Origin of the sequence: Thauera aromatica, from assembly GCF_023093595.1 — a bacterium.
In the GTDB taxonomy this organism is placed as follows: domain Bacteria; phylum Pseudomonadota; class Gammaproteobacteria; order Burkholderiales; family Rhodocyclaceae; genus Thauera; species Thauera aromatica_A.
This window is the reverse complement of the sequence record NZ_JALLIK010000107.1, coordinates 77,210-90,388: the sequence shown is the minus strand read 5'-3', so window position 1 is coordinate 90,388 and position 13,179 is coordinate 77,210. Positions and strand designations below refer to the sequence as shown.

Sequence of the window (13,179 nt, the reverse complement as noted above, 5' to 3'; positions counted from 1 at the left end):
GGGAGAAATACTGATGAGCAAGCGTACCGTCCATTTCAAGATCTACCGCTACGATCCGGACAAGGACGACAAACCCTATATGCAGGACATTTCGGTCGAGCTCGAGGCTTCCGACAAGAAGCTGCTCGACGCCTTGGTGCGCCTGAAGTCCAAGGACGATTCGATGTCCTTCCGCCGTTCCTGCCGTGAAGGCGTGTGCGGCTCGGATGCGATGAACATCAACGGCAAGAACGGCCTGGCCTGCCTGACCGACATCGACAGCCTGCCGCAGCCGATCGTGCTGCGCCCGCTGCCCGGCCTGCCGGTGATCCGCGACCTGATCGTGGACATGACCCAGTTCTTCAAGCAGTACCACTCGATCAAGCCTTACCTGATCAACAACGATCCGGCGCCCGAGCGCGAGCGCCTGCAGTCGCCGGAAGAGCGCGAGGAGCTCAATGGCCTCTACGAGTGCATCCTGTGCGCGTGCTGCTCGACCTCCTGCCCGTCGTTCTGGTGGAACCCGGACAAGTTCGTCGGCCCCGCCGGCCTGCTCAACGCCTACCGTTTCCTTGCCGACACCCGCGACCAGGACACCAATGCCCGCCTCGACAACCTCGAGGATCCGTACCGCCTGTTCCGCTGTCATTCGATCATGAACTGTGTCGATGTGTGCCCGAAGGGTCTGAATCCGACCCGCGCCATCGGCAAGATCAAGGACATGATGGTCCGGCGCGCGGTATAAGGCGGAGGCCGTCGAATGAACATCAATCGGGGGCGTGTGCGCTGGCAGTGTCGTCGGGCTCTGCTCGAGCTCGACCTGGTGTTCGCGCGCTTTCTCGAGCGGCATTTCGATCGTCTGAGCGACGATCAACTGGCGGACCTCGACGATCTGCTGCGCTGCGACGACTACGACATATGGGCGATGGTCAATGGCAGCAAGGCATGCGAGGTGGACCGCTGGCAGGAGATGGTCGGCCTGCTGCGTGAGCGCTGACGCGCACGGGCCGCATTCAGACATCAACAGAAGTTAAACCGGCAAGTAGAAGGGACGATCCATGAGCACTGAACGCACGGCAACCCTCACCGTCGATGGCAAGGCCGTCGAATTCCCGGTCATGACCGGCACCCATGGCAACGATGTCATCGACATCCGCACGCTGGGTGCCAAGACCGGACTGTTTACCTATGATTCCGGCTTCCTGTCGACGGCGAGCTGCAAATCGAAGATCACCTTCATCGACGGCGACAAGGGCGAACTGCTCTATCGCGGCTACCCGATCGAACAGCTGGCCGAGAAGTGCAACTTCCTCGAAGTGGCCTATCTGCTGAAGAACGGCGAACTGCCGAACGCCACGCAGAAGACCGAGTTCGAAGGCATCATCAAGAATCACACGATGCTCCACGACCAGATGACGAAGTTCTACTCGGGCTTCCGTCGCGACGCGCACCCGATGGCGGTGATGGTCGGCGTGGTCGGTGCGCTGTCGGCGTTCTACCACGAGGCGATGGACTTCTCCGACGCCGAGCACCGCAACATCTCGATCAACCGCCTGATCGCGAAGCTGCCGACGATCGTCGCCATGGCCTACAAGTACAACATGGGCCAGCCTTTCATGTACCCGCGCAACGACCTCGACTACACCGCGAACTTCATGCACATGATGTTCGGTTCGCCGTGCGAGAAGTACGAGCCCAATCCGGTGCTGGTGCGCGCGCTCGACGTCATCTTCACCCTGCATGCCGACCACGAGCAGAACGCCTCGACCTCGACCGTGCGCCTGGCCGGCTCGTCGGGCGCCAACCCCTTCGCCTGCATCTCGGCCGGTATCGCCTGCCTGTGGGGTCCGGCGCATGGCGGCGCGAACGAGGCCTGCCTCAACATGCTTGAGGAAATCGGCGACGTGTCGCGTGTCGGCGAGTACATCAAGCGCGCCAAGGACAAGAACGACAGCTTCAAGCTGATGGGCTTCGGCCACCGTGTGTACAAGAACTTCGACCCGCGCGCGAAGCTGATGGGCAAGGTCTGCAACGACGTCCTCACCGAACTGGGCTTGGAAGACGACCGCCTGTTCAAGCTCGCCAAGGAACTCGAGAAGATCGCGCTGGAAGACGAGTACTTCGTCGAGAAGAAGCTCTACCCGAACGTCGACTTCTACTCGGGCATCGTGCAGAAGGCGCTGGGCATCCCGACTTCCATGTTCACCTGCATCTTCGCCCTCGCGCGCACGGTGGGCTGGATCACCCAGTGGGAAGAAATGATCACCGATCCCGAGTACAAGATCGGTCGTCCGCGCCAGCTCTATATCGGCGCAGCACGCCGTGACGTACCGTCGATCGATCAGCGTTCGTAAGAAACGATGAACAGGGGAGGGAGGCCTTGCCAGCCCTGACCGGAGCGGGGTGGTTGCTCATGCGCAGCCATCCCGTTTTTCCATTGAGCAGGGCGGCAAGGCGGTAGTGCAAAAATCCCCGTCACCCGTACAGGGCAATTAGAACACCATAGGTGTCACACATCATGATGAAGCAACTCGAGCAGACTTCGCACTTGTTCGGTGCCAATGCGCCGTTCATCGAAGAGCAGTACGAAAACTACCTCGCCGACCCCGCTTCGGTTTCCGAAGAGTGGCGCACCTACTTCGACCGGCTGCAGAGCCAGGCCGGAGCGGGCGCGCGCGACGTCGCCCACGGGCCGATCATCGCCGCCTTCGAACAGATGGCCAGGCGCGGCCCGGTGCGCACCGTGGTCGCCGAAGGCGAGGACAAGCAGCAGGTTTCCGTGCTGCAGCTGATCAACGCCTACCGCTTTCTCGGCAACCGCTGGGCGCAGCTCGACCCGCTCAAGCGCACCGAGCGCCCGCAGATCGCCGAGCTCGAGCCGTCGTATTACGGCTTCACCGAGGCCGACCTGTCGAAGAGCTTCAACGTCGGCTCCTTCCACGGCTTTTCGACCGAGCACGCCAGCCTGCGCGAGATCCTCGAAGCCCTGCGCCAGACCTACTGCGGCTCGATTGGTTCGGAGTACATGTACATCTCCGACATCGCCCAGAAGCGCTGGATCCAGAGCCGTCTCGAGAGCGTGCGCGCGACGCCGAAGTTCTCGCTCGAGATGAAGAAGCGCATCCTCGAGCGCACCACCGCGGCCGAAACCCTCGAGCGCTACCTGCACACCAAGTACGTCGGCCAGAAGCGTTTCTCGCTCGAAGGCGGCGAGTCGACCATCGTTGCGATGGACGAGATCATCCGCGTCGCCGGCAGCCTCGGCGTGGCCGAGACCGTGATCGGGATGGCACACCGCGGCCGCCTCAACGTGCTCGTCAACACCCTGGGCAAGTCGCCGTCGATGCTGTTCTCCGAGTTCGAGGGCAAGGCCGCAGCCGATCTGAGCGCCGGTGACGTCAAGTACCACATGGGCTTCTCCAGCGACGTCATGACTCCGGGCGGGCCGATGCACCTGACCCTGGCGTTCAACCCCTCGCACCTCGAGATCATCAACCCGGTGGTCGAAGGCTCAGTGTATGCGCGCCAGCTGCGCCGCGGCGACGCCGACAAGCGCCAGGTGCTGCCGGTGCTGATCCACGGCGACTCCGCCGTTGCCGGCCAGGGCGTGAACCAGGAGATGCTGAACTTCTCCCAGACCCGCGGCTACGGCACCGGTGGCACCGTGCACATCGTGGTCAACAACCAGATCGGTTTCACCACGTCCGATCCGCGCGACTACCGCTCCTCGCTGTACTGCACCGACATCTTCAAGATGGTCGAGGCGCCGATCTTCCACGTCAATGGCGACGACCCGGAGGCGGTGGCCTTCATCACCGCGCTCGCCACCGAATTCCGCCAGGAGTTCAAGAAGGACGTGGTGATCGACATCATCTGTTTCCGCAAGCTCGGCCACAACGAGCAGGACGAGCCGATGGTGACCCAGCCCCTGATGTACCGCAGCATCCAGAAGCATCCGGGCACCCGCAAGCACTACGCCGATCGTCTGGTGGCCGAAGGCTCGCTGCAGGTGGACGAGCCGGCGAAGATGATCGCCGAATACCGCGAGCATCTCGACAAGGGCGAGCTGCTCTACAACCCGGTGCTGTCCGGGCACAACCGCCAGTTCGCGGTGGACTGGTCGTCCTACCTCAAGCAGCCCTACACCGATGCCGCCGAGACCGCGATCCCGGTGCAGGAAATCAAGCGCCTGGCCGAGCGCCTGGCCGCGCTGCCCGAAGGCTTCTCGCTCCATTCGCGGGTCAAGAAGATCATCGATGACCGCGCCGCGATGGGCCGCGGGGAACTTCCGCTCGACTGGGGCATGGGCGAAAACCTCGCCTATGCCAGCCTGGTGGCCCAGGGCTACGGTGTGCGCATCTCCGGCGAGGACGTCGGCCGCGGCACTTTCTTCCACCGCCACGCCGTGCTCCACGACCAGAAGCGCGAGCGCTGGGACGAGGGCATCTACAAGCCGCTGGAGCACATCCAGGACGGCCAGGCGCGCTTCCAGTGCTACGACTCGGTGCTCTCGGAAGAGGGCGTGCTCGCCTTCGAATACGGCTACGCCACGACCGAGCCCAATGAGCTGGTGGTGTGGGAAGCGCAGTTCGGCGACTTCGTCAATGGCGCCCAGGTCGTGCTCGACCAGTTCATCTGCTCGGGTGAGGCCAAGTGGGGCCGCCTGTGCGGCCTGACGCTGATGCTGCCGCACGGCTATGAAGGCCAGGGCCCGGAGCACTCCTCGGCCCGCCTCGAGCGGTACATGAACAACGCCGCGGAGCACAACTGGCAGATCTGCGTGCCGACCACGCCGGCGCAGATCTTCCACCTGCTGCGCCGGCAGATGATCCGCAAGGTGCGCAAGCCGCTGATCATCATCACGCCGAAGTCGCTGCTGCGCCACAAGGAAGCGATCTCGTCGATCGACGAGCTCGCCAACGGTGGTTTCCAGACCGTGATTCCGGAAATCGAGGCCCTCGATCCGAAGAAGGTCAAGCGTGTCGTGCTGTGCCAGGGCAAGATCTACTACGAGCTGCTCGCCCACCGCCGCGAGCACAACATCAAGGACACCGCGCTGGTCCGCATCGAGCAGCTCTATCCCTTCCCGGCGAAGGCGTTCGCGGCGGCGATCGAGCAGTTCCCGAACGCCAGGGAAATCGTGTGGTGCCAAGAAGAGCCCCGCAACCAGGGCGCCTGGTACTGGCTGGCTTCGCGCCAGCACCTGGTCAACGTGCTCGGCACCAAGCGCCGCCTGCTGCTCGTCAGCCGCCCGGCGGCGGCCTCGCCGGCGGTCGGCTACTACGCCAAGCACAACCAGCAGCAAAAGGCCGTGATCGAAAACGCTTTCGGTCCCATCCAGGATACGACGCCGCAGTCCCCCAACTAAGAAGACCTCCCGGGAGAGAAAACCATGCTGATCGAAGTCAAAGTACCGCAGCTGTCCGAATCCGTGTCCGAAGCCACGCTGGTTTCCTGGCACAAGAAGGAAGGCGATGCCGTCTCGCGCGACGAGAACCTGATCGACATCGAGACCGACAAGGTCGTGCTCGAGACGCCGGCCCCGGCCGACGGCGTGCTGGTGAAGATCATCAAGCAAGATGGCGACACCGTCAGCTCGGGCGAGCTGATCGCCCAGATCGACACCGAAGCCAAGGCCGCCGCCGGCGCTGCCGCTCCGGTCCAGGCGGTGACGCCGCCGCCGGCCGCGCCCGCTGCGCCCGCCGCCGCCGGCGCGGCCAGCCCGGCCGCGCGCAAGATCCTCGACGAGAAAGGCATCGCCGCCGCCGATGTCGCCGGCACCGGCCGTGGCGGCCGCGTCACCAAGGAAGACGCCGTCGCCGCCCAGCCGAAGCCCGCCGCGGCGCCGGCCGCGCTGACGCTGGCCGCCGGCGAGCGCCCGGAAGAGCGCGTGCCGATGACCCGCCTGCGTGCGCGCATCGCCGAGCGCCTGATCCAGTCGAAGAACGAGAACGCCATCCTGACCACGTTCAACGAAGTGAACATGGCGCCGGTGATGGCCCTGCGCAAGCAGTACGGCGACAAGTTCGAGAAGGCCCACGGCGTGCGCCTGGGCTTCATGGGCTTTTTCGTCAAGGCCGCGGTTGCGGCGCTGAAGAAATTCCCGATCCTCAACGCCTCGGTCGACGGCAACGACATCGTCTATCACGGCTACATCGACATCGGCATCGCCGTCGGTTCGCCGCGCGGCCTGGTGGTGCCGATCCTGCGCGACGCCGACCAGATGTCGATCGCCGACATCGAGAAGAAGATCGCCGAGTTCGGGCAGAAGGCTAAGGACGGCAAGCTGTCGCTCGAAGAGCTCTCCGGCGGCACCTTCTCGATCTCCAACGGCGGCGTGTTCGGCTCGATGCTGTCGACGCCGATCATCAACCCGCCGCAGTCGGCGATTCTCGGCATCCACGCCACCAAGGACCGTCCGGTGGTCGAGAACGGCCAGATCGTCATCCGCCCGATCAACTACCTGGCGATGTCCTACGATCACCGCATCATCGACGGCCGCGAGGCGGTGCTCGGCCTGGTGACGATGAAGGAAGCGCTGGAAGATCCGGCCCGCCTGATCCTCGACGTCTGACCGCGATGCCGCGCGGGCGCGCCGCGGGCCTCGGCCCGCAGCACGTCCGCGTTGCCCCTTTTTCCGGAGTGAATGATGGCTGACAAGCAATTCGACGTACTCGTCATCGGCGGCGGCCCCGGCGGTTACGTCGCTGCAATCCGTGCCGCGCAACTCGGCTTCAAGACCGCGTGCGCCGAATCCAACCCCTATGCCGACCCCAAAGGCGAGCCGCGCCTGGGCGGCACCTGCCTCAACGTGGGTTGCATCCCTTCCAAAGCGCTGCTGCACACTTCGCACTTGTTCGAGGAAGCCGAGCATTCCTTCGAAGGCCAGGGCATCAAGTTCGGTGGCAAGGTCGGCATCGACGTGCCGACGATGATCGCGCGCAAGAACAAGGTCGTCGACCAGCTGACCCAGGGCATCAAGGGCCTGTTCAAGAAGAACAAGGTCGCCTTCCTCGCCGGCCACGGCAGCTTCGAGAGCGCCGGTCCCGGCGGCTACACCGTCCGCGTCGGCAATGAAACGGTCGAGGCCCGGCACGTCATCGTCGCCACCGGCTCCAGCCCGCGTCATTTGCCCGGCATCGCGGTCGATAACAAGATCGTCTGCGACAACGTCGGCGCGCTCGATTTCGATGCGGTGCCGAAGCGCCTGGGGGTGATCGGTGCCGGCGTGATCGGCCTCGAGATGGGTTCGGTGTGGCGCCGCCTCGGTTCGGAAGTGACGGTGCTCGAAGCCTTGCCCGAATTCATGCCTTTCGCCGATGTGGATGTCGCCAAGGAAGCGCTCAAGGTGTTCACCAAGCAGGGCCTGAACATCCAGACCGGCGTCAAGATCGGCGAGACCAAGGTCGGCAAGAAGGGCGTCTCCCTGGCCTACACCGACAAGGACGGCAACCCGGCCACCCTCGAATGCGACCGCCTGATCGTCTCGGTCGGGCGCGTGCCCAATACCGACGGCCTCAATGCCGCCGCCGTCGGGCTCGGCGTCAACGAGCGCGGCCAGATCGTCGTCGATGGCCACTGCCGGACGAATCTGCCCAACGTGTATGCCGTCGGCGACGTCGTGCGCGGGCCGATGCTGGCGCACAAGGCGATGGAAGAGGGGGTGATGGTCGCCGAGCTGATCGCCGGCCAGGCCGGGCACTGCAACCTCGAACTGGTGCCGGGCGTGATCTACACTTCGCCGGAAATCGCCTGGGTCGGCAGGAGCGAGCAGCAGCTCAAGGCCGAAGGCGTCGCCTACCGCGTCGGCAAGATCCCGTTCATGGCCAACGGCCGTGCGCTCGGTACGGGCGATCCGACCGGCTTCGTCAAGATGCTGGCCGATGCCAGCACCGATCGCATACTCGGCGTGCACATCATCGGCGCCAACGCTTCGGAGCTGATTTCCGAAGCCGTGGTGGCGATGGAATTCGCCGGCTGCGCGGAAGACCTGGCGCGCATCTGCCATGCCCATCCGACGCTGTCGGAAGTGGTGCACGAGGCTGCGCTCGCCTGCGACAAGCGCCCGCTGCATTTCTGAGCGCGCCGTGAAGTGAAAGGGGGGTGAGCGCGAGGGCCTTCTCGCCGCTCGCCCTTTTTTTTTTGCTTCCGCTGCCTCCGTGGCGGCTTGCCGAATTCTGTTCCGCTGACGTAACCGGCGTCGTGCGCGCCGCGCGTGCGCACCGAAGTGCCAATCCAGGTATTCAAGAACTGTCCACCATGCCCCACCGTATTCTCAACGTGGCCGAGCACGGCATGCTCGATGCCTACGAGGCCGAGCTCCAGACCCGCGGCTACACCGCCGATCCGGCGCAACGGGCGGCCGCGATCCGGCTGCAGAAGCTGTATGCCGAACTCCTCGGCTTCAAGGCGGCGCGGCGCGGCAAGCTGCGCAAGATGTTCGCCCGCCCGGCGCTGCCGCGCAGCGTATATTTCTGGGGTGGCGTCGGTCGCGGCAAGAGCTTCCTGATGGACTGCTTCTACGATGCGGTGCCGTACCAGCGCAAGCGCCGGGTGCATTTCCATGCCTTCATGCAGGAAGTGCAGAACGATCTGCGCCAGCACAACCACGAGCCTGACCCGCTGCAGAAAGCGGCCGATCGCATTGCCGCTGCCACCCGGCTGCTGTGCTTCGACGAGTTCCACGTCTCCGACATCGCCGATGCGATGATCCTCGGGCGGCTGCTGGAAGCCTTGTTCGCCCGCGGGGTGATCTTCGTCATGACGTCCAATTACCCGCCGGACGGGCTCTACCCCAACGGCCTGATGCGGGTGAACTTCCTGCCGACGATCGAATTCATCAAGCAGCGCTTCGACGTGTTCGAGGTCGATCACGGCACCGATTACCGCCTGCGCACTCTGGAAGCGCTGGAAATCTACCTCGTGCCGCACGACGCCGCGGCCGAGCGCAAGCTGGAAGACGACTTCCTGCGCCTGGCCGGCAGCGCAGGCGAGGGCGGTGCCATCGTCGTGCTCGAGCGCCCGCTGCCGGTGCTGCGCCGGGCGCCGGGCGTGATCTGGTTCGATTTCGATACCCTGTGCAAGGGCGCGCGATCGCAGAACGATTATCTGGAGATCGCCCGCGAACATCACACTCTGATCCTCTCGGACGTACCGAAGATGCTCGCCGGCAACGCCTCGGAAGCGCGCCGCTTCACCTGGTTGATCGACGTCCTCTACGATCACCGCGTCAAGCTGATCATGAGCGCCGACGTCCCGGCCTACGAGCTGTACACCGAAGGCCACAACGCCCACGAGTTCGTCCGCACCGTCAGCCGCCTGATCGAGATGCGCACGCGCGACTACCTCGCCGAACCGCACCGGACCGAGTGAGACCGGCCGCAATCCCCCTTTTGATTCCTATGGAATAATTCGCGGCATTCCGGGAGGGCGTGCGCCGGCGTAGAATCCCAGCCTTTCCCGTTGTCCGCGCGGCCCGCTCCGATGTCCGACCCTTCCTCGATCTTCGCCCCCGACGGCCCCCTCGCCGCGGCCATCCCGGGTTTCCGCGCCCGGCCGCAGCAGGTCGAGATGGCGCAGAAGATCGCCGAGGCCCTGCGCGACAACCGCGTCCTCGTCGCCGAGGCCGGCACCGGTACCGGCAAGACCTTCGCCTATCTGGTGCCGGCGCTGCTCGCCGGTGGCAAGGTGATCCTCTCCACCGGCACCAAGACCCTGCAGGACCAGCTCTTCAACCGCGACCTGCCGACGGTGCGCGCGGCGCTCAAGGTGCCGGTGTCGATCGCGCTGCTCAAGGGCAGGGCGAACTACGTCTGCCCCTACCACCTCGAGCGCAACGCCCGCGACGGCCGCTTCCTCAGCGCCCAGGACGCCGCCGATCTGCGCGCCATCGGCCGCTTCGCCCAGCACACGCAGAGCGGCGACAAGGCCGAATGCACCGATGTGCGCGAGGACTCCGCGGCCTGGATCGCCGCCACCTCCACGCGCGACAACTGCCTCGGCCAGGACTGCCCGCAGGTCAAGGACTGCTTCGTGCTGCAGGCGCGACGCCAGGCGATGGAGGCCGATGTGGTGGTGGTCAATCACCACCTGTTCTTCGCCGACGTGATGCTGCGCGACGAAGGCATGGGCGAGCTGCTGCCGGCATGCAACGCGGTGATTTTCGACGAAGCCCACCAGTTGCCGGAAACCGCCAGCCTGTTCTTCGGCGACAGCACTTCCACCGCCCAGGTGCTGGAGCTGGCACGCGACACCCGCTCGGAGACGGTGGCCGCGGCGCGCGACTGCGTGGCGATGATCGACGAGTCGCGCAAGCTGGAGAAGGCCGCGCGCGACCTGCGCCTGGTGTTCGGCAGCGAGCCGGCGCGGCTGGCGGCGGCGCAGGCGGCGGAAAAGGACGGCTTCGCCGCCCAGCTCGAGGCGCTGGAGCGGGCGTTGGCGGCGTTCCATGCCGTGCTCGAGACCCAGGCCGAGCGTTCCGAGGGCCTGGCCAACTGCCTGCGGCGCAGCACCGAGCTGGGCGAGCGCCTGGCGCGCTGGCGCAACCCGGCGGAAAAGGAGCTGATCCGGTGGGTCGAAGTGTTCTCTCAGTCGCTCGCCCTCAACGCCACGCCGCTGCACGTTTCGGACGTGTTCAAGCGCCAGCTCGAAGCTCAGCCCCGGGCCTGGATCTTCACCTCGGCGACGCTCGCCGTGGGCAGGGAGTTCGGTCACTACTGCCGTGAGCTCGGCCTCGCCTGGCTGGAGCCGCCGCCGCTGACGATGGTCTGGGGCAGTCCTTTCGATTACGCCGAGCAGGCGCTGCTGTATGCGCCGGCCGGCATGCCGGAGCCGAATTCGCCCGACTACAGCGAACGCGTCGCCCGGGTCGCGCTGCCCCTGATCCGCGCCGCGCACGGCCGGGCCTTCGTGCTGTGCACCTCGCTGCGGGCGATGCGCCGCATCCACGAGTTGATCGTCGACGGCCTCGCGCAGGCGGGCGACGCGCTGCCGGTGCTGCTGCAGGGGGAAGGCTCGCGCACCGAGCTGCTCGAGCGCTTCCGCCGCCTGGGCAACGCCGTGCTGGTGGCGAGCCAGAGTTTCTGGGAAGGGGTGGACGTGCCGGGCGATGCGCTGTCGCTGGTGGTCATCGACAAGCTGCCGTTCGCTCCGCCCGACGACCCGGTGCTCGCGGCGCGGGTCGAGCACATGCAGAAGCAGGGTCTGAGCCCGTTCATTCATCACCAGCTGCCGCGCACCGTGATCAGCATGAAGCAGGGCGCCGGGCGCCTGATCCGCACCGAGCGCGACCGCGGCGTGCTGTGCATCTGCGACCCGCGGATGATCGACAAGTCCTATGGCAAGGTAGTCTGGCGCAGCCTGCCGCCGATGCGGCGGACCCGCGTCGAAGCCGAGGCGGTGGCCTTTCTCGAAGCGCTGCCGGCGCCGAAGCAGGGCGGTTGAGCGCGCTCTGTTGTATCCTCTCGGATCGCTCAACCCGATTCCGCGCGCGGCATTTCGATGAAAGTCTTTGGTTTCGCCGGCTGGTCCGGCTCCGGCAAGACCACCCTGGTGGAAAAGCTGATTCCCGAATTCACCGCCCGCGGCCTGCGCGTGTCGGTGATCAAGCATGCCCACCATGGCTTCGACCTCGACAAGCCGGGCAAGGACTCCTGGCGCCATCGCGCGGCCGGCGCCACCCAGGTGCTGATGCTGTCGAACGACCGCTGGGTCCTGATGCACGAGCTGCGCGGCGACCCGGAGCCGACCCTGGACGAGCAGTTACGCCTGCTCGAACCCTGCGACCTGGTCCTGATCGAAGGTTATAAGGCTGCGACCGTGCCCAAGATCGAGATCCACCGCCCCGAGCACGGCAAGCCGCCGCTGTGGCCGGAAAACCCGCATGTGGTGGCGGTTGCTACCGATGCCGACATCGATTGTCCACTGCCGCGCCTGGCGTTGAACGACGCGGTGGCGGTGGCCGATTTCATCCTCGACTACCTGAAAGACCAATGAACGGCAACATGCTCTCCTTCGATGAAGCCCGCGGCCGCTTGCTCGGTTTTGCCCGGCCGGTGCGCGAGATCGACCATGTCGACTCCCTGTTCGCTGCCGGCCGGGTGCTCGCGGCGACGCAGCGCTCCGCGATCAACCTGCCGCCGATGGACAACTCGGGCATGGACGGCTACGCCCTGCGCGCCGTCGACGTCCCCGCCGCCGGCACCCGGCTGGCGGTGAGCCAGCGCATTCCGGCCGGCAGCGTCGGCCACGAGCTGGTGCCGGGCACCGCCGCGCGCATCTTCACCGGCGCGCCGCTGCCGCCGGGGGCCGACACGGTGGTGATGCAGGAGCTGTGCGAGCACGATGGCGAGCACGTCGTCGTCAACGCCGTCCCCCGCCTCGGCGAGGCGGTGCGCCGCATGGGCGAGGATATCGCCGCCGGTGACGAGCTGCTGCCCGCAGGCCTGCGCCTGAGTCCGCAGGCGGTGGCGCTGGCCGCTTCGGTGGGGTTGGCGCAGCTGCCGGTGTATCGGCGGGTGAAGGTGGCGATGTTCTCCACCGGCTCCGAGCTGGTGATGCCGGGCGAGCCGTTGCCGCCGGGCGGCATCTACAATTCCAACCGCTTCATGCTGCGCGGCCTGCTCGTCGCGCTCGGCTGTGAAGTGGAGGACTTCGGCATCGTCCCCGACCGTCTCGACGCCACCCGCGACGTGTTGCGCCGGGCGGCCGAGGGCCACGACCTGATCCTCACCAGCGGCGGCGTTTCGGTCGGCGAGGAAGACCACGTCAAGCCCGCGGTCGAGGCCGAGGGCAGCCTCGACATGTGGAAGATCGCGATGAAACCGGGCAAGCCGCTCGCCTATGGCCGGGTGCACGGGGCCGCCTTCATCGGCCTGCCGGGGAACCCGGTATCGAGTTTCGTCACCTTCGTGATGCTGGTGCGGCCGTTCCTGCTCGCCACCCAGGGGGTGGGCGAGACCGATCCGGTGGCACTGACGCTGCGCGCCGATTTCGACTGGCCGAAGCCGGACCGCCGGCGCGAATTCCTGCGTGCGCGCATCAACGCCCGGGGCGAAGTGGAAGTCTTCGCCAACCAGGGCTCGGCGGCGCTCCACTCCACCGTGTGGGCAACCGGGCTGGTCGATATCCCGGCCGGCACCGTGATCGAGCGCGGCGAGCAGGTGCGCTTCCTGCCCTACGGCGAGTTGTTGCACTGAAACC

The 13,179-nt window shown here is 66.0% G+C and carries 10 protein-coding genes; all 10 read left to right on the top strand.

What is annotated here, in order from left to right:
• Window positions 1-13: 13 nt before the first annotated feature.
• The 10 genes from MXC99_RS13130 to MXC99_RS13085 all read left to right on the top strand — a co-directional run bounded on the left by MXC99_RS13130 (window position 14) and on the right by MXC99_RS13085 (window position 13,175).
• Window positions 14-724, top strand: a complete 711-nt coding sequence (locus MXC99_RS13130; protein WP_247725882.1) for a succinate dehydrogenase iron-sulfur subunit — start codon at window positions 14-16, stop codon at window positions 722-724.
• 15 nt (window positions 725-739) lie between these two features.
• Window positions 740-976, top strand: a complete 237-nt coding sequence (locus tag MXC99_RS13125; protein ID WP_107220656.1) for a succinate dehydrogenase assembly factor 2 — start codon at window positions 740-742, stop codon at window positions 974-976.
• 61 nt (window positions 977-1,037) lie between these two features.
• Entirely contained in the window at window positions 1,038-2,333 is a 1,296-nt protein-coding gene (gene gltA, locus MXC99_RS13120; RefSeq protein ID WP_247725881.1) for a citrate synthase, read from the top strand.
• Window positions 2,334-2,497: 164 nt separating this feature from the next.
• Window positions 2,498-5,347 carry a 2-oxoglutarate dehydrogenase E1 component gene (locus MXC99_RS13115; protein WP_247725880.1) on the top strand — a complete coding sequence of 950 codons (2,850 nt, stop codon included), beginning with the start codon at window positions 2,498-2,500 and terminating at the stop codon, window positions 5,345-5,347.
• Between the two features lie 24 nt (window positions 5,348-5,371).
• On the top strand, window positions 5,372-6,553 hold the full coding sequence (odhB, locus tag MXC99_RS13110) for a 2-oxoglutarate dehydrogenase complex dihydrolipoyllysine-residue succinyltransferase (protein ID WP_247725879.1): 1,182 nt from the start codon (window positions 5,372-5,374) through the stop codon (window positions 6,551-6,553).
• A gap of 75 nt (window positions 6,554-6,628) precedes the next feature.
• Window positions 6,629-8,059: a dihydrolipoyl dehydrogenase gene (lpdA, locus tag MXC99_RS13105; RefSeq protein ID WP_247725878.1), complete on the top strand. Its 1,431-nt coding sequence runs from the start codon at window positions 6,629-6,631 to the stop codon at window positions 8,057-8,059.
• Window positions 8,060-8,238: 179 nt separating this feature from the next.
• A complete protein-coding gene (gene zapE, locus MXC99_RS13100) occupies window positions 8,239-9,351 on the top strand; it encodes a cell division protein ZapE (protein WP_247725877.1) in 1,113 nt (370 codons plus the stop codon).
• Window positions 9,352-9,462: 111 nt separating this feature from the next.
• Window positions 9,463-11,421: an ATP-dependent DNA helicase gene (locus MXC99_RS13095; RefSeq protein WP_247725876.1), complete on the top strand. Its 1,959-nt coding sequence runs from the start codon at window positions 9,463-9,465 to the stop codon at window positions 11,419-11,421.
• Between the two features lie 57 nt (window positions 11,422-11,478).
• On the top strand, window positions 11,479-11,973 hold the full coding sequence (mobB, locus tag MXC99_RS13090) for a molybdopterin-guanine dinucleotide biosynthesis protein B (protein WP_107220663.1): 495 nt from the start codon (window positions 11,479-11,481) through the stop codon (window positions 11,971-11,973).
• Window positions 11,970-13,175: a molybdopterin molybdotransferase MoeA gene (locus MXC99_RS13085; RefSeq protein WP_247725875.1), complete on the top strand. Its 1,206-nt coding sequence runs from the start codon at window positions 11,970-11,972 to the stop codon at window positions 13,173-13,175. Before mobB ends, MXC99_RS13085 begins: the two co-directional genes overlap by 4 nt.
• Window positions 13,176-13,179 lie beyond the last annotated feature (4 nt).

Bases quoted from the DNA above. Each gene is read 5' to 3' on its own strand.
- odhB (WP_247725879.1), top strand. From the start codon at position 5,372: ATGCTGATCGAAGTCAAAGTACCGCAGCTGTCCGAATCCGTGTCCGAA.
- MXC99_RS13095 (WP_247725876.1), top strand. From the start codon at position 9,463: ATGTCCGACCCTTCCTCGATCTTCGCCCCCGACGGCCCCCTCGCCGCG.
- MXC99_RS13130 (WP_247725882.1), top strand. From the start codon at position 14: ATGAGCAAGCGTACCGTCCATTTCAAGATCTACCGCTACGATCCGGAC.
- lpdA (WP_247725878.1), top strand. From the start codon at position 6,629: ATGGCTGACAAGCAATTCGACGTACTCGTCATCGGCGGCGGCCCCGGC.
- MXC99_RS13085 (WP_247725875.1), top strand. From the start codon at position 11,970: ATGAACGGCAACATGCTCTCCTTCGATGAAGCCCGCGGCCGCTTGCTC.
- MXC99_RS13125 (WP_107220656.1), top strand. From the start codon at position 740: ATGAACATCAATCGGGGGCGTGTGCGCTGGCAGTGTCGTCGGGCTCTG.
- mobB (WP_107220663.1), top strand. From the start codon at position 11,479: ATGAAAGTCTTTGGTTTCGCCGGCTGGTCCGGCTCCGGCAAGACCACC.
- zapE (WP_247725877.1), top strand. From the start codon at position 8,239: ATGCCCCACCGTATTCTCAACGTGGCCGAGCACGGCATGCTCGATGCC.
- gltA (WP_247725881.1), top strand. From the start codon at position 1,038: ATGAGCACTGAACGCACGGCAACCCTCACCGTCGATGGCAAGGCCGTC.
- MXC99_RS13115 (WP_247725880.1), top strand. From the start codon at position 2,498: ATGATGAAGCAACTCGAGCAGACTTCGCACTTGTTCGGTGCCAATGCG.